We start from the raw sequence: 19,023 nt of genomic DNA on the forward strand, positions 1-19,023 counted from the left end.
CATTTATATGATTAAACAAGCAATTATTCCTCTAGCTGGTCAAGGAACTAGACTATTGCCTTTAACAAGTGTTTTTGCAAAAGAACTACTTCCAATAAATGGAAAGCCAGGAATTGAATATATTTTAGATGAATGCATTGAGGCTGGTATAAAAGAAGTTGTTTTCATTATATCAAATAAAAAAAAAATGATTAAAAATTATTTTTATAGTGACGCTTTTTACAAAAAAATAATTAAAAAGAAAAAAGATCCCAGAATAATTGCTGAATATAAAAAAATATTAAAATATAAAAAACTAATAAAATTTGTATATCAAAATATACCAAAAGGAACAGGTGACGCTGTATTTAAAACAAAAAAATATATAAAAGATAAATATTTTTTAATGTTACTACCAGATGATTTGATAATAAAAAAAAACTGTTCAAAAGATATGATTAAAGTCCACCATAAATATAAATCCTCTGTAATGGCTAGTATGAAGGTTAATTCTAAAACTGTTTCAAGATGGGGCATCTATAGTTTAAATAAAAAAATTTCCAAAAATGATTATTTTATTGATGGAGTTGTTGAGAAACCATCAATAAAAAATGCTCCTTCTAATAAAGCAGTGATAGGAAGATATATTCTTCCCAAAATTATATTTAATAAATTATCCAAACAAAAACCTGGTAATGGTGGTGAAATACATATAACAGATGCTATTCAAACTTTAATAAATGAAGGTGAAAATTTTATTGCTCATAATTTTTCAGGTAAATATTTAGATTGTGGGACAATGCAAGGATATATTAATTCTAATAAAGAAATAGGAAAACTATGAAACTTTGTATGATTGGTACAGGTTATGTTGGTTTGGTGAGCGGCGTGTGTTTTTCAGACTTAGGTAATGATGTTATTTGTGTAGATAAAAATGATAATAAAATTAATAACCTAAAAAATGGTAAAATACCAATTTACGAGCCAGGTCTAGAAGAATTAGTCAAAAAAAATTTCAAGAATAATAGATTAAATTTTTCAACAAATTTAAAAGAATCTGTAAGAAAATCTGATATAATTTTTATATGCGTAGGAACACCAACTAAAAAAAATAGTAACAGTGCCGACCTTTCTCAAGTTTATTCAGTTGGAAAAGAAATATCTAAATCAATTAATAAATTTAAAATAATTATAACAAAATCAACTGTTCCTGTTACTACAGGTGATGAACTAGAAAAGATTATATCAAAAAAAGTAAATAAAAAATTGTTTTCAGTAGTATCTAATCCTGAATTTTTAAGAGAAGGTGAGGCGATTAGAGATTTTATTTATCCTGATAGAGTCGTGGTTGGTTCAAACGATGAAAAATCGAAAAAAATACTTAGAAATTTATATTCTCCATTAGTTTCTAAAGGTGCGAAATATGTTTCTACAAATAGACGAGCCGCTGAGTTAATTAAATATGCGTCTAATGCTTTTTTAGCAACTAAAATTACATTTATTAATGAAATTGCTAATTTATGTGAAAAAACTGGTATCGATGTTGAAGATATATCTATAGGGATTGGACTTGATAACAGAATAGGAAGTAGATTTTTAAGAGCTGGTCCTGCATATGGAGGGTCTTGTTTTCCAAAAGATACTAAAGCTATTGTATCTACAGCTGATAAATTTAAATCTAATTTATCTGTAATTAAAAGTGTTATTAAATCCAATCAGAATAGATCTGAATTATTACTTAAAAGACTTAATTCTATAATTAAAAAATTTAATAATAAAAATGTTTCATTTTTGGGAGTTACATTTAAAGCAAACACTGATGACATGAGAGACTCCTCAAGTTTAAAATTAATTCCTTATCTATCCAAAAAGGGAGCAAAGATTAAATATTATGATCCTACCGGTTCAAAAAAAGAATTCAATAATCTAAAAAATGTTGAATATGCTAATTCAATACAAAATTGTGTTTCTGGTTCAGACCTTATAATTATTCATACAGAATGGAATGATTTTAAATCAATTAATTTTAAAAAACTTTCTAAGAATAAAAAACTTATTATTTATGATATGAGAAATATATTCTCACCAACTAAGATAGAGAAATTAGGTATAAAATATTTTGGTATTGGTAGATAGTTTAGTTTAACTCAAATATAGCATCAACTTCTACAGAAACTCCAAGTGGCAAACTATTAGTGCTTACTGCAGCTCTTGTATGCATGCCAGCGTCTCCAAATATTGATGCAATTAAATCTGAAGCACCATTAATTACCTTTGGTTGTTCTATAAAGTCATCTGTTGAATTAACAAATCCAGTTAACTTGATGCATGATTTTATTTTAGATAAATCACCATCACAAGCAGCCTTTGCTTGAGCAACTAAGCTCAACCCACATCTTTTTGCAGCCTCATAACCTTCATCAGTACTTAAATCTTTTCCCACTTTTCCTTTAATTAGTTCACCATTTTCATTTATTGATATTTGACCTGAAATATAGAGTAAATTATTGATTATTTTAGTTGCAACATAAGAACCAACAGGTGGTTTCGCTTCGGGTAGAATAATTTTAAGATTATTAATTTTATCTTCAATTTTCATTTTTTAATTTCTCCATAAATTCTTTGTGAGATTTACTGTCTTTAAATTTAATTAACTTATCTTTTAAATTTAATTTATTAAACTTTTTCTTACCTTCTTTATATTTTTCAGAAGTTTTTTCTTTGATCAATTCAGCCGTACATTTTGCATATTCTTTACTTAATTTATCAAATTTATTACAATCATCTGCCACAGATAAGTTAACATTAGCGAGTGTCAAAATTAATAAATAACTAAGTAATTTAATTTTCATTATTTTTTAGTTTTTTTCTTCTTTTTAGTTTTATCGTATTCTTTCCTTTTCTCAATAAGGATTAACGCCTCTTCCATTGTAAGCTCTGTTGGATCTTTTTCTTCAGGAATTGTTGCATTTAAAGATTTATATTTAATGTAAGGACCATATTGCCCCTTCATAACCCTAACTGGTTTTTTATCTTCCGGATGTTCTCCTAAATCCTTAATAATTGAAGATGACATTCTACCTGGTTTCGCCTCAGCAATGAGTGTAATTGCTCGATTTAATCCTATAGAGAAAATTTCTTCTACATTTTCTATTCTAGCAGATTTATTTTCGCACTTAAGATAAGGACCAAATCTTCCAGTATTTAAAATAATTTCTTTTTGATTATCAGGGTTGACTCCAATTGATTTTGGTAGAGAACATAAAAATTGAGCTTTTTCTATATCTATACTTTCTAACTCCAAACCTTTTGGTATAGAAACATTTTTAATTAATTCATTTACATCCGGTTTAGATTTTTTAGTTTTTTTCTTTTTTTTAGTTTTTGTCTCCTCTAATTTTTCTTCCTCAAGTTTTTCATATTGAAGATAGGGACCAAATCTTCCATTTTTCAGATATATATCATTACCATTTTCATGTTTTCCTAAAAATTTAGGCTCTGCTAACTGTGATTGAGCTGCTGCTTTAGCTTTGGACAAGGGTCTAGTGAATTTACACTCAGGATAATTTGAACATCCTATAAAAGCTCCACCTCTAAAACTATTTTTAAGACTTAGTGAACCCGTATCACATAGCTGGCATTTTCGAACAATATTTCCATCTTTATCGGTATCAAAAATTAAAGCACCTAGACTTTCATTTAAAAGATCTAACACTTCTCTAGTTCTTTTCTCCTTAACTTCAGAAACATTATTATTAAAATCTTTCCAAAACATCTCTAAAACTTTTATCCAGCTTTCCTTCCCTGTTGTAATTTCATCTAGTTGATCCTCTAAACCTGCAGTAAAGTTATAATCAACATATTTAGAGAATAATTTTTCTAAAAAGGCAGAGATAAGTTTTCCACGATCTGTTGGAAAAAACCTTTTATTTATTATTTCTGCATAACCTCGATTAGCTATTGTGGAAATTATACTTGCATAAGTAGAAGGTCTACCAATTCCCAATTCCTCTAATTTTTTGACTAAGCTTGCTTCAGAGTATCTTGGAGGTGGCTGTGTAAAATGTTGTTCATCTATTAATGCTTCAATATTAATTGGCCCTTTAGACATTTCTGGTAAAATTTCTTCATCATCATCTTTACTTGTATTTGAGTAAACTTTTAAAAAACCATCAAATTTTAATACTGAGCCACTTGCCTTACATATTGTCTGATTATCCTCTGACTCTATTGTTATGGTATTTCTATCAAATTGAGCAACTTCCATTTGTGAGGACAAAGCTCTGGACCAAATTAAATTGTATAGTTTTTGTTGATCACTACTTAAATATTTTTTTAAAGTGTCGGGTGCTCTATTTATATCTGTTGGCCTAATAGCCTCATGAGCTTCTTGTGCATTCTTAGCTTTTTTACCTGAATAATTATTTGCAGAAGCAGGTAAATATTCATTACCATACTCATTTTTAATAAAATTTCTAAAATCATTTACTGCATCAGCTGATAAATTAGTTCCATCAGTTCTCATATAAGTAATCAATCCAACAGTATCCCCATCAATCTCAACACCTTGATATAGTTTTTGTGCAATTTGCATTGTTCTTGAAGCTCCAAAACCTAACCTACTAGATGCTACTTGTTGTAATGTTGAAGTTGTAAATGGACCTGAGGGGTTTCTTTTTACAACTTTTGACGAAATATCTGTTATTTGAAATCTTTTTTCTTTTATTTCTTTGATTGCTTTTTCAATGCTACTTTTGTCTCTAAAAGTAAATTTTTCTATTTTGTCACCATTTAATTGAGAGATGCTTGCAGTAATAGTGCTTTTATTATCATCTCCAAATTTAAGAGTAAGTGTCCAAAATTCTTCTGGATTAAATAATTCTATTTCATGTTCTCTTTCAGTGATTAATTTTAAAGCTACAGACTGAACTCTTCCGGCTGATTTTGACCCAGGTAGTTTCGTCCAAAGTATTGGTGAAATATTAAAACCAACCAAGTAATCAAGAGCTCTTCTCGCCATATACGCATCCACCAACAAAGGTTCGATTTGTCGTGGATTTTCAATACCATGAATTACAGCTTTTTTGGTTATCTCATTAAAAACAACTCTTTCAATTTCTTTATCTTTTAGAAGTTTTTTTTCATTAAGGTACTCTTTAACATGCCAAGCTATAGCTTCTCCTTCACGGTCAGGGTCGGTAGCAAGGATTATTTTAGAGGATTCTTTTGCAACATCAGTTATTTCTTTTAAATATTTTTTTGAAAAACTATCAACTTCCCATTCCATTTTAAAATTATGATCAGGATCAACTGATCCATTTTTTGATGGTAAATCTCTTATATGTCCATAACTTGCTAAAACAGTATAATCATCACCAAGATATTTGTTTATAGTTTTAGCTTTTGCAGGACTTTCAACTATGACTAGATTCATAATTTAACAAACTACTTAAAAGTGTTTGATAGTCAAATTAATAAATTTTAGTCTTGTTTTCTTCTTTATTTATCAGTCGTTTAATATTTTCTCTATGAGTATAAAATATTAAAATAAACATTATTCCAAAAAATAATTCATTTTCTGTTGATTCAAACAGAAATAAATAAACAGGAACTGAAAAGGATCCAATTAATGATGCTAATGATGAAAATTTAGAAATAAAAAAAGTTACAAGCCAACAAATACCAAAAACTATTCCAAACATTATATTCATACTGCATAATATACCAACATAAGTTGCTACTCCCTTACCACCTTTAAACTTTAACCAAACTGGAAAAACATGACCCAGAAAAGCACATAAAGCTGATACATAAATCAGATCAGGAAAATTTACCTTTACATATAAAACTGGAATAACTGCTTTAACTATATCAAGTATTAAAGTTGAAAAACCAATAAATTTATTTCCTGTTCTTAGAGCATTTGTTGCACCAATGTTACCTGATCCAATATCTCGGATATCTTTTTTTAAAAAAATTTTAGTTAATATTAACCCAAAAGGGATAGAACCCATTAGGTATGTGATAATACCTATTGTTAATAATTCCATTTTTATATCTTAAATAATTCTTTACCTTTTACAAATGTATTGGTTACTTTTCCTTGAAGTTTTTTGTCCTCAATAGACGTATTTTTGGATTTAGAAATTAAATTTTCTTTTTTTACAATCCAAGGTTTATTTATATCAACAATACAAAAGTCAGCATCATTACCAATTGAAAGATTTCCTTTATTGATATTTAAAATTTTAGCTGGATTAGATGTTAGTGCTTGGATTATTGTTTCAAGTTTTACAGATCCATTATGAAATAGTTCCAAACTTAAAGACAATAAAGTTTCAATACCGGAAGCACCTGTAGCTGCTTGAGAAAATGTTAATCGTTTTGATTCTTCATCTTCAGGTTTATGATCTGAAACAATGACATCAATTGTTTTATCTTTTAATCCTTGGACTAAAGCCAATCTATCTTCCTCTTTTCTCAATGGTGGAGATAATTTTAAAAATGTTTTAAAATCTCCAATATCATTTTCATTTAAGGAAAGGTTATTTATTGAAACACCACAAGAAAATTTAATATCATTTTTCCTTTCTTTGATGATTTCTACTGATTTGCCTGATGATAGTTGAGATATGTGATATCGACACTTCACTTTTTCTAACAATGTTAAATCTCTTTCAATAATTATTCTCTCAGCCACATCTGGTATACTTGATAACCCAAGTTTTGTAGCGATTATACCTGAATTTATCATACCATTTTTTGCCAACTCATAATCCTCAGCATGTTGCATTATTAGGCATCCTAAATCCTTCGCTGAATTCATTATTCTTGACATTAATCTAGTATTTTGAATTGTTTTTACACCATCTGTAAAAGCTACAATCCCTTTACTAGCTAACAATCCAAATTCGGTCATATTTGTTCCCTCTACATTTTGCGTAAGAGATGCGCATGGAAATATATTAATCTTAGATTTATCTCGTCCTCTTCGTTTTAAAAAATCTACTATTGAAACATTATCAATTACAGGATCTGTATTAGGCATTGTTACCACAGATGTTACTCCTCCAGATAGAGCTGCATTACTTAAAGTTCTAAAATTTTCTTTATACTCATACCCAGGTTCTCCAACAAAAACTCTCATATCGACTAAACCAGGGAATATATATTTTCCTTTTAAATCAATTGGTTTTTCTCTGGATGGTAAATTATTTGTATTTACTTTTTTCCCTATTGCTTCAATTTTACCTTCTTCTCCAACAATAAGTCCTCCATTTTCATTAATTGAATTTTGAGGATCAATTATATTTGCGTTAATAAAGTATTGTTTTTTCATTTATTCACAAAATATTTTTAAACAGGCCATCCTTACAGCAACTCCAAGTTCAACTTGCTCTTTGATTACACTTTTATTTATATCGTCTGCCAATCTAGTATCTATTTCGATACCTCTATTCATTGGGCCAGGATGCATTATTAGTGCATCAGGTTTAGCATGATCTAATTTATCAGGTGTTAAACCGTAATATTCATAATACTCTCTATTTGATGACAAATAAGAACTTGTCATTCTCTCATTTTGTAATCTTAGCATCATTACAATGTCACAATCTTTCAATCCTTTTTTCATATCGGTAAAAGTATTAACACCAAACTTTTCAATTTCTTTTGGCATCAAATTTGTTGGGGCAACAATATTTACTTCAGCACCAAGCATTGTTAGTAAATAAATATTTGATCTTGCGACTCTAGAGTGAAGTATATCTCCACATATAGCAATTTTTAATCCTTCAATTTTTTTCTTTCTATTTCTTATTGTTAAAGCGTCCAGTAATGCTTGAGTAGGGTGCTCACGCCTTCCATCACCTGCATTTAATACTACACAATTTACTTTCTGAGATAATAAATTGCATGCTCCAGAATCTTGATGTCTTATTACAATAATGTCAGGATGCATCGCATTTAGAGTCATTGCTGTATCAATTAAAGTTTCACCTTTTTTAATTGCTGAATTATTCATATTCATTGACATCACATCTGCACCAAGTCTTTTTCCAGCTAACTCAAATGAACTTTGTGTTCTTGTTGATGGTTCAAAAAATAGATTAATTTGAGTTTTGCCTCTAAGAACATCAATTTTTTTGTTCTTACTCTGATTTAATTTAATGAAAGTTTCAGATTCATCTAAAATGTAGTTAATATCACTAACTGATAGATCTTGGATACCTAACAAATGTTTTTGAGAAATTTTAATAGCTTTGATGTTTTTTGCCATTAAAATTAACTCTATAACTATAAAGCCATTGAATGGCAAGGATTAATTATTTAGATAGTCTATGGCTCCCTGAAGAATAAAAGCTGCTGCGTTCTGATCTATATTCTTTTCTCTTTTAGATACATTAACATCTAATTGGCTTGATAAATTAAAAGCCCCAACAGTTGATAGCCTTTCATCCCAGAGACACACATCAACATCTATCTCTTTATCTATATTTTTAGATACATCATTGACTGACTGTGCTGAAGAGCCTGAAGATCCATCCATATTTAAAGGATAACCAATGATAATTGCCTTGATGTCATTCTCTTGAATAATGTTTTTCAACTCTTCAATTAATTCATTATTTTTTGATTTATGTATAGTTTTGTAAGGGGTAGCAATTAATTGCTTTTCGTCACAAATTGATACACCAATTCTTTTTGAGCCCAAATCTAAACCTATCAAACGACATTTTTTTGACTGTTTTTTTTTAAATTCTTCTATTGTGATCATGTTGTATATTTTAAACTATAGTGATAGTTTGCGTCATATTTAAATATCATATGAGCATCGATCTTAAAACCATAAAGCATATATCTAAATTATCAAGAATTTCAGTAGATGAGAAAAAAGCTGAAAAACTTGCTAGTGATTTGAATTCAATTTTTGATTTCATTGAAAAACTCAATGAACTTAAAACTGAAAATGTTGAACCACTTACATCAGTGGCTGAAACAACTTTAAAATTAAGACCTGATGAAGTTAAAAGTAAAAATTTAAGGGAACAAATAATAAAAAATTCTCCAAAAGATAATGAAGATTATTTTGTTGTACCAAAAGTTATAGAATAATGTCTGATATAACCAAGCAAACGCTTTCTGAATTAGTTAATAATATTAAAGAAAAAAAACTTTCTTCTTCAGAAATTACACAAGCTTTTGTTGATAGATCAGAAAAATCAAAAGAATTAAACACTTATATTACTGAAGATTTTAGTAATGCTTTAGAAAAAGCTAAAAAATTTGATGACAATCCAAAATTGGATTTAAAATTACCAGGAATACCAATGGCTGTAAAAGATTTATTTTGTACAGCTAATGTAAGAACAACAGCTGGTAGCAAAATATTAAACAATTTTGTACCTACTTATGAGTCTACTGTTACTCAGAATATCTGGAATGAGGGATCAATTCTTATTGGTAAATTAAACTGCGATGAATTTGCAATGGGATCATCAAATGAAACAAGTTTTTTTGGCAATGTTCAAAATCCGATTGATAAAAATTTAGTTCCAGGTGGTTCATCTGGTGGTTCATCTTCTGCTGTAGCAGCACAATTAACTCCAATTACAATTGGAACTGATACAGGTGGATCTATTAGACAACCGGCGTCATTTACAGGTACAGTGGGTTTAAAACCAACTTATGGTAGTTGTTCTAGATATGGAATAGTTGCTTTTGCATCTTCTCTTGATCAGGCTGGTCCAATAGCTCAAAATGTTCAAGATTGTGCTTTGTTGCAAGAGGTAATTAGCTCATACGATCAAAAAGACTCAACTTCTATTGATTTTAAAAGAAACCAGTTCAGCAAAGAATTAACAAAAGACATTAAAGGAAAAAAAATAGGTATACCAAAAGAATATAGAGTTGATGGAATGCCAAAAGAAATTGATGATCTTTGGCAGAAAGGTATTGAGTATGCTAAAGATTGTGGTGCGGAAATAATTGATATTTCTCTTCCACACACAAATTATGCTTTACCAACTTACTATATAGTGGCACCAGCTGAAGCTTCTTCTAATCTTGCAAGATATGATGGTGTTAAATATGGCTTTAGAGCTGATGGAGAAAACCTTATTGATATGTATGAAAAAACTAGATCAGAGGGATTTGGAGCCGAAGTTCAAAGAAGAATAATGATAGGCACATATGTTTTATCTTCAGGTTATTACGATGCATATTATTTGAAAGCTCAAAAAGTTAGAAAACTAATTAAAAATGATTTTGATGAATCGTACAAAAAAGTAGATGCAATATTAACTCCATCAACACCAAGTTCTGCTTTTAAAATTGGTGAAAAAACAAATGATCCAGTTTCAATGTACTTAAACGATATTTTTACTGTTCCTGTAAATTTAGCAGGTTTACCAGGAATTTCTATTCCAGCTGGTCATGACAGCAAAGGCTACCCTTTAGGTTTACAAATTATTGGAAAAGCATTTGATGAACAAAATATCTTAAACATTGCTTATTCAATGGAAGAAAAAATTAATTTTAAAAATAAAATTACTGATTGGTGGATTAAGTGAGTAAAGAAAAGTCAGAATATTTAATTAATAGAAATGATAATCAATACGAAGTTGTCATTGGTTTAGAAGTTCACGCTCAAGTACTTTCACAATCAAAGTTATTTTCTACATCAGCTACTAAATTTGGCGCTGAACCAAACACACAGGTAAGTTTAGTAGACGCTGCTTTTCCTGGTATGCTTCCAGTGATTAATGAATTTTGTGTTAAGCAAGCAATTAAAACTGGAATAGGATTAAAAGCTAAAATTAACAAAAGATCAGTATTTGATAGAAAAAATTATTTTTATGCTGATTTACCACAGGGATATCAAATCTCTCAATTTAAGGACCCAATAGTTGGTGAAGGTAAAGTCATTTTAGATATGCCAGATGGTCAAAAAGAGGTTGGTATTGAAAGATTACACTTAGAACAAGATGCGGGTAAAAGTATCCATGATTTAGATCCAAAAAACACCTTTGTTGATTTAAATAGATCAGGAGTAGCTTTAATGGAAATTGTCAGCAAGCCTGATTTAAGATCGCCAGATGAAGTTAATGCATATATTAAGAAATTAAGATCAATTATGCGTTATTTAGGAACTTGTGATGGTAATATGCAGGAAGGATCTTTGAGAGCAGATGTTAATGTTTCTGTAAGAAAAAAAGGAACAAAAGATTTTGGTACTAGATGTGAAATTAAAAACGTTAATTCTATTAAATTCATGCAAATGGCAATTGAATATGAAGCAAATAGACAAGTTGATTTAATTGAAGATGGACAATCTGTTGATCAAGAAACAAGACTTTTTGATACTAAAAAAAATGAAACAAGATCCATGAGATCAAAAGAAGATGCTCATGATTATAGATATTTTCCAGACCCTGATTTATTACCATTAGAAGTTTCTGATGAATTCGTAAATCAATTGCAATCAGAAATACCAGAGTTACCTGATGAAAAGAAAAAAAGATTTATAGATCAATTTAAATTAACTCCATATGAAGCAAATATCATGGTTTCAGATATAGAAACCTCAAATTATTTTGAAGACGTTGTTAAAAAATCTGACGTTAAATTAGCAACAAACTGGATAACAGGTGAATTATTTGCTGCACTTAATGAAAAAAATTTAGAAATAACCGATAGTCCAATTAGTGCTGGTAATTTATCAAAATTAATAAATTTAATTAAGGATGGAACAATTTCTGGAAAAATTGCAAAAACTGTTTTTGAACAAATGATGGAAGGGGACAAGGATCCTAAAAAAATTGTTGAAGAAAAAGGTTTAAAACAAGAAAGCGATCCAAAAGCTTTAGAGGCTTTAATTGATAAAGTAATTGATAGCAATAGAGATAAAGCTACTGAATATAAATCTGGTAAAGTTAAATTATTTGGCTTCTTTGTTGGACAAGTAATGAAAGTTTCAGGTGGAAAAGCTAACCCTCAGTTAGTAAATGAGATTTTAAAGAAAAAACTTTAGGTTTATGGGCTCAGACCTAAAAATTAGCACCAAAATTCAAGAGTACATTTTAAATAATGGACTAGATCTTCATCCAGTTCAAAAAGAAATAATTTCTTATAATGAGTCCCTGGGAGATATTAAAAGGATGCAAATATCTATCTCGCAATCTCAATTTTTACACTTAATAGTAAAAACATCTAATGTTAAAAAAATACTAGAGATTGGAACTTTTACTGGCTTAAGTGCTTTGTCAATGTCTCTTGCTTTACCAGAAGATGGTAGAATTATTGCTTTAGACAAAAATCAAGAAACTAACAAAATAGCAATAAAATTTTTTGAAAAATCAAAGCAAAATCATAAAATTCAAACAATAATTAAACCAGCCTTAGAAAGTTTGAGTGAAATAAAAGAAAACGATTTTGATTTAATTTTTATTGATGCTGATAAAAAAAAATATAAAGAATATTATGAAAAATCTTTAATATTATTAAAGAAAAATGGCTTAATAATAATTGATAATGTTCTATGGTATGGTCAAGTTGTCGATGAAAATAGTGATGATAAAATCACTTTAACTATTAAAGATTTTAATAGTTATGTTTCTAAAGATAAAAGAGTTGAAAAAATTATAGTTCCATTAGGTGATGGTATGACAGTTTGTAGAAAATTATAATGTTTGATGTTTTTGGATTTTATAAGTTTATTAAAATTTCTTATTTAAAGAAAAATCAAAAAGTACTTCAAGATCAATTATCAAATAAAAACATACGTGGAACAATTATTATTTCTAAAGAAGGGTTAAATGGTACAATTTCTGGGAAGAATAAAGATATTAAACTGATCAAGGATTATTTAAACAAATTATTTAAATTTGAAAAATTTGATAGTATTAATAATTCAAAAAGCACTTTTCAGCCATTTCATAAACCAAAAGTAAAAATTAAAAAAGAGGTGGTTCCAATGAATTTAAGTTTAAAAAAGAGAATTAAAAAAAAAGATAGTCATGTTAACCCTCAAAAGTGGAACTCATTAATTAAAGACAAAAAAACAGTTTTAATTGATGCGAGAAAACCTTTTGAATATAAAGTTGGAACTTTTAAAGGTTCAATTAATCCAAATGTAGATAATTTTCGAGATTTTCCAAAATATCTTAAAAAATTAAAAAAAAATCAACCTATTGCTATGTTTTGTACTGGAGGTATTAGGTGTGAAAAAGCGTCAGTTTTTTTGGAAAATAAAGGCTACAATAATGTCTACCAATTAAAGGGTGGTATTTTAAACTATTTAAAAAAAACAGACCCAAAAAAAAGTTTATGGAAAGGTGAGTGTTTCGTCTTTGACAACAGAATTAGTTTAAAGCATGGTTTGAAAATAGGTTCTTACTCAATGTGTAGTGGTTGTAGAAAACCTATTTCTCCAAAAGATAAAAAATCTAAAAAATATGAAGAAGGTGTTTCTTGTCCAAATTGTCACGATAATTTAACAAATGATCAAAAATCAAGATTTAGAATGAGACAAAAACAAATTAACCTTGCCAAAAAAACTAGAAAAAGTCATATCTTTCAAAAAGAATATTAAAATATTTTTAGTTTAAAGAAATGAATTTATTAAAAGATGACGTCTCTCAACTTATAAAAAAACTTGCAATACCAGCAAGTGTTGGAACATTATTTCAAACATTATACACTTTAGTTGATACTTTTTATGCTGGGAAAATTTCGCCTGAAGCTTTATCTGCATTAAGTAAATCCTTTCCAATCTACTTTCTAATTATTGCCACGTCTATTGGTGTCACTGTTGCTGGGACTTCATTAATTGGAAGTAGTATTGGGGAAAAAAAAGAAAAAAATGTATTAGGTTATTTTACAAATATCATTCTTTATTCAGTAATAATTTCAATAATTGTGTCAATAATTGGTTTTAGTTTCTCTGAAAAATTATTTTTAACTATGAATTCATCAAGAGAGGTAATTACTCTTGGACTTGAGTATACTAATGTAATATTTTATGGAACTATTCTCTTTATTCTAGTTGTTGCATTAAACTCATTTCTTCATGCTGAGGGAGATACAGTCACATATAGAAATGCTCTTATATTATCCTTTTTTTTAAACATTTTATTAAATCCAATATTTATATTTGGATTTTTATTTATCCCAGCTCTTGGTGTTGCGGGTATAGGTTATGCAACTTTGATTTCCCAATTTCTTTCTCTAATAATCGTTTTAATTAAATTGTTAAAAAATAAACGTATTAAAGAGATCACTATTCAAAATTTTAAGATTAAATTTTTCTACATTAAAAACATTTTCTTCCAATCAATGCCAATTACAATAGCTATTCTTGGGTATTCAATTGCTGCAACGATTGTATTTACTTATGTTGCATTTACAGGAGAATATGCTGTAGCTGGTTATGGAGCAGCAACAAGGATAGAGCAGGTTGTTTTACTGCCTGTATTAGGGATCAATACAGCAATAATATCAATTATTGCACAGAATATAGGTGCGAAATATTATGATAGAGTAAAGCAATCTTATTTTACATCAGTAAAATACGGCTTGATTATAATGTTAGCGTCTGGAGTATTGGTGTTTGTAACTGCAGATTTAATGCCAAAATTTTTCTCATCTAACACGGAAGTTATTGAATATGGGTCAATGTATTTAAAAATTTCTGCATTTATCATACCAGCATACCCAATTTTTTTTCTATCAAATGGTTTCTTTATGGCTTTAAAAAAATCTGAGAAAGCAATGATTAACAATATATTAAGGAACGTTTTGGTTCCATTTTTATCTTATTATATAGCACGTTCTATTGATGCAGACTTTAAAACTTTCTTTTATATCTGGGCAATATTGCAATGGTTAATATCAATCTTACTATTCTTTTATGTTAAATATTATATTAACAATAAATTAACTACCGGTTAATGTTTTATACAAAAAAGAAATTAATAATTTTGATAATTATTTCATCTATATTTTTTATACTTACATATAACGATGTAAGATCTGAAAATATAAATAAAATCTCAGGTTTTGCTAAAGTTGTTGATGGAGATACAATTAAGATTAATTCAAAAAAAATTCGATTATACGGTATTGATGCACCTGAAAAAAAACAAAAATGTAAAAAAACTTATTTAACAATATCTTTTATGTCTTTTACTAAAGATTATATGTGTGGAGAAGTATCTACTGAAAAGTTAATTAAAAAGATTAATAATCAAAAATTGAATTGTAATATTATAGACGTTGATAGGTATAAAAGGTTAATAGGTGAGTGTTTTAAAAGAAATATAAATTTAAATTCTTGGATGGTTTCAAATGGTTATGCTTTAGCATATAGAAAGTATTCTAAAAAATATGTTTCAGATGAAATTAATGCCAAAAATAACAAATTAGGTATTTGGCAAGGTAAATTTGAAATGCCGTGGGATTATAGGCGTAAAAATTAATCTTTATAATCTTGAAGAGCTATCTTCCATCCATTCCCAAAGATGTTTAGCAAATGATCTTCTAACAAATAAATTAACAATATTTTCGTCCTTATTATGAATAATAACATCTATATGATTTAGCAAAGTTTGAGTTGTTGAGCCTTTTTTTTCACGAAATAAGTTAAAATTAAAAGGACATCCTGAGGAAAAAAGTTCATATATTTTTTCACCTTTTATCTCTAATTGAACAAATTGGTCAGTTACATCAGTTACTGCTCCTAATGATGTTTTTGAAATATTGTTAAATAATATATCATTTAATTGGTATGTATTGGTTTCTTTGCCACTAGTCTCATTTGATACAATCATCCATTCATCTGGACTTAACCATATCGCAGTAAGTTTATCACTAGATGAGGATGTATTTGCTTCTGTTGGCAAAATCATATTTAAGTTTTTTCCTACATTTGTAAAAAATTCTCTTGTTTTGCCTCTTAAATTTAATTTCATTATTGGTGCAATTTCTTTTACAGAAACACCGTTGTTATTAATTTCACTATTTGTTACTTGATTATAACTTAGCATTTAATCTTTCATTAGTTTGATCAAAAAATACTGGATTTGAAACAGTTACATTAATTGTTTTATCTTCCATAGGAATAAATAGTTTTTTACCCATCATATCTTTGCCACCTCTGACAACGGCTAGGGCTATAGATTTATTTAAATTTGGACTAAAGTAACTTGATGTAACATGACCAAGCATTTCAACAGGATTTTTATTTAGTTCAGAAACAATTTGTGCTCCTTCCTCTAATACAATTTTAGGGTCATCTGTTAATAATCCCACTAATTGTTTTCTGTCTTCTCTCATAGTATCTGATCTGTAAAGAGATCTTTTACCAATAAAATCATATTTCTTTTTACTAACAATCCAATCCATCTGTAAATCTATTGGTGTCATTGTTCCATCTGTATCTTGGCCAACAATAATAAAACCTTTTTCAGCTCTCAGTAAGTGCATCGTTTCTGTACCATAAGGAGTAATATTAAATTCTTTACCAGCATCTATACATTTCTCCCATAGATCTTTTCCATAACTTGCTTGCACGTTAATTTCAAAACTTTGCTCACCTGTGAAACTTATTCTCATAATTCTGCAAACAATACTTCCGATTTTTGCTTCTTTAAAAGACATGTGTGGAAAATTTTCATCAGACAAATCTAAATCAGGAATAATTTTTTTAAGAATTTTTTTACTATTAGGACCGCACAAACTTGCAGTAGCAAATTGATCTGTAACTGAAGTTAAATATACATCTAATTCTGGCCATTCAGTTTGAAGATAATCCTCTAATTTTCCAAGAACATTTGCTGCACCACCAGTTGTTGTTGTCATTAGATAGTGATTTTCACCTAATCTTGTAGTAACACCATCGTCATATACCATACCATCTTCATTTAACATTAAACCATATCTACATTTGCCTATGCCAAGTTTTGACCATGCATTTGTATAAACTCTATTTAAAAACTCTGAGGCATCACTTCCTTGTATATCAATCTTACCAAGTGTGGACGCATCTAATATTCCTGAACTTTCTCTTGCAGCTTTGCTTTCTCTTTGAACTGCTTGCTGCATAGTTTCTCCATTGATAGGGTAGTACCAAGCTCTTTTCCATTGACCAACATTTTCAAATTCTGCTTTTTGTTCAACATGCCAATCATTCATAGGTGTTCTTCTAAAAATATCAAAAAACTTACCAACATTACGTCCTACAATTGTTCCAAATGTTAAAGGAGTATAAGGAGGTCTAAAAGTAGTCGTTCCAAGTTCTCCCATTTTAACACCTGCTGTATCTGCTATTATTCCCAAAGCATGCATATTTCCTAATTTTCCTTGATCAGTTCCCATCCCAGTTGTTGTATATCTTTTGACATGTTCGATAGATCTGAAACCCTCTCTTAGTGCTAATTTTATATCTTTTGCAGTTGCATCATTTTGATAATCAACAAAAGGCTTAGTTTTGCCTAAAGCTTTATCAGACGGTAATAACCATATATTTCTTTTTGAAATCTCTTGGTCGTTATTAACAGTAATATTTTCAAAATCTGTTTTATTTATATCTAAAAAATCTTTTAGTTTTTCATTTAAGTTTTTAAGTATTTCATCAAGTTTAAAATCACCACAACAAGATCCAACACTTATTTGATCTGAATTATTTTTATTTGGAATAAATATTTTTTTATCCTCATCAAAAGCAAGTTTGCTACCTGACTGAGTATATAGGTGAACAGCCGGAGTCCATCCACCGGCAACACCTAAACAATCACATGAAATAGAAATTTTATTTCCGGTTACTGAAGTTCCATCATTTGATAATTTCATTATTGAGACATTGTTTAATCTTTTATAACCAGAGGTATCAACAACTGTATGTTCCCAGTATATTTTTACACCTGCATCAATAACTCTTTTTTCTAAATTTGTTTCGGATTGCTTTCTAATATCAACTATTGCTTCAACTTTGATACCTTTATCGTTTAATGAAAGTGCACTTTCATATGCACTGTCATTATTTGTAAAAAATACAATCTTCCTACCACAGGCAACACCATAAAAATCACTGTATTTTTTAATTGCAGAAGAAAGCATTATTCCAGGTCTATCATTATTATTAAATACCATCGGTCTTTCCAAAGCACCTGTTGCCAAAATTACCTTCTTTGCTCTTATTTTAAGTAACCTTTGTCTAATTTTATTTGTCTTATCTTTTTTTTCTAAATAATCTGTTAAGTTCTCTCTTGCTAGCAAATAATTATATTGATGGTACGCAGCAACACTTGTTCTAGTTTTTATTTCTAAATTTTTAATATTTTTAAGTTCTTCAATTTCTTTTTTTAACCATTCAGATGAAATTTTGTTATCAATTTTATTACTTTCATTGTTTTCATAAATAGTTGATCCTCCCAATTCATTTTTTTCATCTAAAAGTAAAGTTTTGTAGTTATTCTTTGCAGCATTTTTAGCTGCTAGAATTCCAGATATACCTGCACCAACAACAAGAACATCACAATGAATATTTCTGTGATCGTAAATGTCAGGATCGTTTGATGTTGGTGATTTCCCCAGTCCTGCTGAGTGTCTTATAAAGTATTCATATTTTTCCCAGAAGCTTGCAGGCCACATAAATGTTTTGTAATAAAATCCTGCAGGAAGTAGGGGTGATAAAAAATTATTTATTCCACCAATATCAAAGTTTACACTTGGCCAGCAATTTTGACTTGATGCCTCCATTCCTTCATATATTTCAACTTCAGTTGCCCTAACATTTGGTTCAGTTCTATTAGTATTGGGATTGATTTGAACAATTGCATTGGGCTCCTCAGAACCTGATGTCATAATACCTCTTGGTCTATGGTATTTAAAACTTCTACCTACTAAATGAACATTATTTGCCAATAAAGCAGAAGCAAGTGTGTCTCCTTTAAATCCATAATAAGTCTTACCATTAAATTTAAACGAAACTCTTGTTGTTTCATCAATATATTGACTAGATTTAACTCTTAAATTTTCTGACATTTA

The 19,023-nt window shown here is 28.8% G+C and carries 18 protein-coding genes; 9 read left to right on the forward strand and 9 right to left on the reverse strand.

Going from position 1 to position 19,023, the window contains the following annotated elements; translation table 11 throughout:
- The first annotated feature begins 7 nt into the window (after positions 1-7).
- Both ACTTA8_RS02300 and ACTTA8_RS02305 read left to right on the forward strand, forming a co-directional pair.
- Complete coding sequence (locus ACTTA8_RS02300; RefSeq protein ID WP_440654081.1) at positions 8-823, forward strand: sugar phosphate nucleotidyltransferase; 816 nt, start codon at positions 8-10, stop codon at positions 821-823.
- Positions 820-2,115 (forward strand): UDP-glucose dehydrogenase family protein, encoded by a 1,296-nt coding sequence (locus ACTTA8_RS02305; RefSeq protein ID WP_440654083.1) that lies wholly within the window; start codon positions 820-822, stop codon positions 2,113-2,115. The genes ACTTA8_RS02300 and ACTTA8_RS02305 overlap by 4 nt, the downstream gene beginning before the upstream one ends.
- Before the next feature lies 1 nt (position 2,116).
- Here the strand turns inward: ACTTA8_RS02305 and ACTTA8_RS02310 are convergent, their stop codons facing one another.
- From ACTTA8_RS02310 to ruvX, 7 genes are read right to left on the reverse strand one after another with little or no spacing between them, the layout of a single operon-like run.
- A complete protein-coding gene (locus ACTTA8_RS02310) occupies positions 2,117-2,578 on the reverse strand; it encodes a RidA family protein (RefSeq protein ID WP_440654085.1) in 462 nt (153 codons plus the stop codon).
- Positions 2,568-2,831 (reverse strand): hypothetical protein, encoded by a 264-nt coding sequence (locus ACTTA8_RS02315; protein ID WP_440654086.1) that lies wholly within the window; start codon positions 2,829-2,831, stop codon positions 2,568-2,570. Before ACTTA8_RS02315 ends, ACTTA8_RS02310 begins: the two co-directional genes overlap by 11 nt.
- Entirely contained in the window at positions 2,831-5,413 is a 2,583-nt protein-coding gene (gene topA, locus ACTTA8_RS02320) for a type I DNA topoisomerase (protein WP_440654088.1), read from the reverse strand. The genes ACTTA8_RS02315 and topA overlap by 1 nt, the downstream gene beginning before the upstream one ends.
- Positions 5,414-5,450: 37 nt before the next feature.
- Positions 5,451-6,029, reverse strand: coding sequence for a glycerol-3-phosphate 1-O-acyltransferase PlsY (gene plsY / locus ACTTA8_RS02325; protein ID WP_440654089.1), 579 nt, complete (start codon positions 6,027-6,029; stop codon positions 5,451-5,453).
- Positions 6,030-6,031: 2 nt separating this feature from the next.
- Positions 6,032-7,318: a dihydroorotase gene (gene pyrC, locus ACTTA8_RS02330; protein ID WP_440654091.1), complete on the reverse strand. Its 1,287-nt coding sequence runs from the start codon at positions 7,316-7,318 to the stop codon at positions 6,032-6,034.
- Positions 7,319-8,257, reverse strand: a complete 939-nt coding sequence (locus ACTTA8_RS02335) for an aspartate carbamoyltransferase catalytic subunit (RefSeq protein WP_262589128.1) — start codon at positions 8,255-8,257, stop codon at positions 7,319-7,321.
- 42 nt (positions 8,258-8,299) lie between these two features.
- Positions 8,300-8,755, reverse strand: a complete 456-nt coding sequence (gene ruvX / locus ACTTA8_RS02340; protein ID WP_440654093.1) for a Holliday junction resolvase RuvX — start codon at positions 8,753-8,755, stop codon at positions 8,300-8,302.
- Between the two features lie 50 nt (positions 8,756-8,805).
- Between ruvX and gatC the strand changes: the two genes are divergently transcribed.
- The 7 genes from gatC to ACTTA8_RS02375 are packed head-to-tail and all read left to right on the forward strand — an operon-like array spanning position 8,806 to position 15,455.
- Positions 8,806-9,093, forward strand: a complete 288-nt coding sequence (gene gatC, locus ACTTA8_RS02345) for an Asp-tRNA(Asn)/Glu-tRNA(Gln) amidotransferase subunit GatC (protein ID WP_075506772.1) — start codon at positions 8,806-8,808, stop codon at positions 9,091-9,093.
- The gene (gene gatA / locus ACTTA8_RS02350; RefSeq protein ID WP_440654095.1) at positions 9,093-10,550 is read left to right on the forward strand and encodes an Asp-tRNA(Asn)/Glu-tRNA(Gln) amidotransferase subunit GatA; all 1,458 of its coding nucleotides are present in this window, start codon (positions 9,093-9,095) and stop codon (positions 10,548-10,550) included. The genes gatC and gatA overlap by 1 nt, the downstream gene beginning before the upstream one ends.
- Positions 10,547-12,010 (forward strand): Asp-tRNA(Asn)/Glu-tRNA(Gln) amidotransferase subunit GatB, encoded by a 1,464-nt coding sequence (gene gatB, locus ACTTA8_RS02355; RefSeq protein ID WP_440654096.1) that lies wholly within the window; start codon positions 10,547-10,549, stop codon positions 12,008-12,010. The genes gatA and gatB overlap by 4 nt, the downstream gene beginning before the upstream one ends.
- Before the next feature lie 4 nt (positions 12,011-12,014).
- Positions 12,015-12,665 (forward strand): O-methyltransferase, encoded by a 651-nt coding sequence (locus tag ACTTA8_RS02360; protein ID WP_440654098.1) that lies wholly within the window; start codon positions 12,015-12,017, stop codon positions 12,663-12,665.
- Entirely contained in the window at positions 12,665-13,570 is a 906-nt protein-coding gene (gene trhO / locus ACTTA8_RS02365) for an oxygen-dependent tRNA uridine(34) hydroxylase TrhO (RefSeq protein WP_440654100.1), read from the forward strand. Before ACTTA8_RS02360 ends, trhO begins: the two co-directional genes overlap by 1 nt.
- Before the next feature lie 20 nt (positions 13,571-13,590).
- Positions 13,591-14,928, forward strand: a complete 1,338-nt coding sequence (locus ACTTA8_RS02370) for an MATE family efflux transporter (protein ID WP_440654102.1) — start codon at positions 13,591-13,593, stop codon at positions 14,926-14,928.
- On the forward strand, positions 14,928-15,455 hold the full coding sequence (locus ACTTA8_RS02375; RefSeq protein ID WP_440654104.1) for a thermonuclease family protein: 528 nt from the start codon (positions 14,928-14,930) through the stop codon (positions 15,453-15,455). The genes ACTTA8_RS02370 and ACTTA8_RS02375 overlap by 1 nt, the downstream gene beginning before the upstream one ends.
- Before the next feature lie 3 nt (positions 15,456-15,458).
- Here the strand turns inward: ACTTA8_RS02375 and ACTTA8_RS02380 are convergent, their stop codons facing one another.
- Both ACTTA8_RS02380 and ACTTA8_RS02385 read right to left on the reverse strand, forming a co-directional pair.
- Positions 15,459-16,022, reverse strand: a complete 564-nt coding sequence (locus ACTTA8_RS02380; RefSeq protein ID WP_440654105.1) for a sarcosine oxidase subunit gamma — start codon at positions 16,020-16,022, stop codon at positions 15,459-15,461.
- On the reverse strand, positions 16,009-19,020 hold the full coding sequence (locus tag ACTTA8_RS02385) for a sarcosine oxidase subunit alpha family protein (protein ID WP_440654107.1): 3,012 nt from the start codon (positions 19,018-19,020) through the stop codon (positions 16,009-16,011). Before ACTTA8_RS02385 ends, ACTTA8_RS02380 begins: the two co-directional genes overlap by 14 nt.
- Positions 19,021-19,023 lie beyond the last annotated feature (3 nt).

Source organism: Candidatus Pelagibacter sp. HIMB1506, assembly GCF_052047935.1.
Taxonomy (GTDB): Bacteria; Pseudomonadota; Alphaproteobacteria; order Pelagibacterales; family Pelagibacteraceae; genus Pelagibacter.

Bases quoted from the DNA above. Each gene is read 5' to 3' on its own strand.
- ACTTA8_RS02315 (WP_440654086.1), bottom strand. From the start codon at position 2,831: ATGAAAATTAAATTACTTAGTTATTTATTAATTTTGACACTCGCTAAT.
- ruvX (WP_440654093.1), bottom strand. From the start codon at position 8,755: ATGATCACAATAGAAGAATTTAAAAAAAAACAGTCAAAAAAATGTCGT.
- plsY (WP_440654089.1), bottom strand. From the start codon at position 6,029: ATGGAATTATTAACAATAGGTATTATCACATACCTAATGGGTTCTATC.
- trhO (WP_440654100.1), top strand. From the start codon at position 12,665: ATGTTTGATGTTTTTGGATTTTATAAGTTTATTAAAATTTCTTATTTA.
- ACTTA8_RS02385 (WP_440654107.1), bottom strand. From the start codon at position 19,020: ATGTCAGAAAATTTAAGAGTTAAATCTAGTCAATATATTGATGAAACA.
- ACTTA8_RS02305 (WP_440654083.1), top strand. From the start codon at position 820: ATGAAACTTTGTATGATTGGTACAGGTTATGTTGGTTTGGTGAGCGGC.
- ACTTA8_RS02335 (WP_262589128.1), bottom strand. From the start codon at position 8,257: ATGGCAAAAAACATCAAAGCTATTAAAATTTCTCAAAAACATTTGTTA.
- ACTTA8_RS02375 (WP_440654104.1), top strand. From the start codon at position 14,928: ATGTTTTATACAAAAAAGAAATTAATAATTTTGATAATTATTTCATCT.
- pyrC (WP_440654091.1), bottom strand. From the start codon at position 7,318: ATGAAAAAACAATACTTTATTAACGCAAATATAATTGATCCTCAAAAT.
- ACTTA8_RS02360 (WP_440654098.1), top strand. From the start codon at position 12,015: ATGGGCTCAGACCTAAAAATTAGCACCAAAATTCAAGAGTACATTTTA.
- gatA (WP_440654095.1), top strand. From the start codon at position 9,093: ATGTCTGATATAACCAAGCAAACGCTTTCTGAATTAGTTAATAATATT.
- topA (WP_440654088.1), bottom strand. From the start codon at position 5,413: ATGAATCTAGTCATAGTTGAAAGTCCTGCAAAAGCTAAAACTATAAAC.
- ACTTA8_RS02380 (WP_440654105.1), bottom strand. From the start codon at position 16,022: ATGCTAAGTTATAATCAAGTAACAAATAGTGAAATTAATAACAACGGT.
- ACTTA8_RS02370 (WP_440654102.1), top strand. From the start codon at position 13,591: ATGAATTTATTAAAAGATGACGTCTCTCAACTTATAAAAAAACTTGCA.
- ACTTA8_RS02300 (WP_440654081.1), top strand. From the start codon at position 8: ATGATTAAACAAGCAATTATTCCTCTAGCTGGTCAAGGAACTAGACTA.
- ACTTA8_RS02310 (WP_440654085.1), bottom strand. From the start codon at position 2,578: ATGAAAATTGAAGATAAAATTAATAATCTTAAAATTATTCTACCCGAA.
- gatC (WP_075506772.1), top strand. From the start codon at position 8,806: ATGAGCATCGATCTTAAAACCATAAAGCATATATCTAAATTATCAAGA.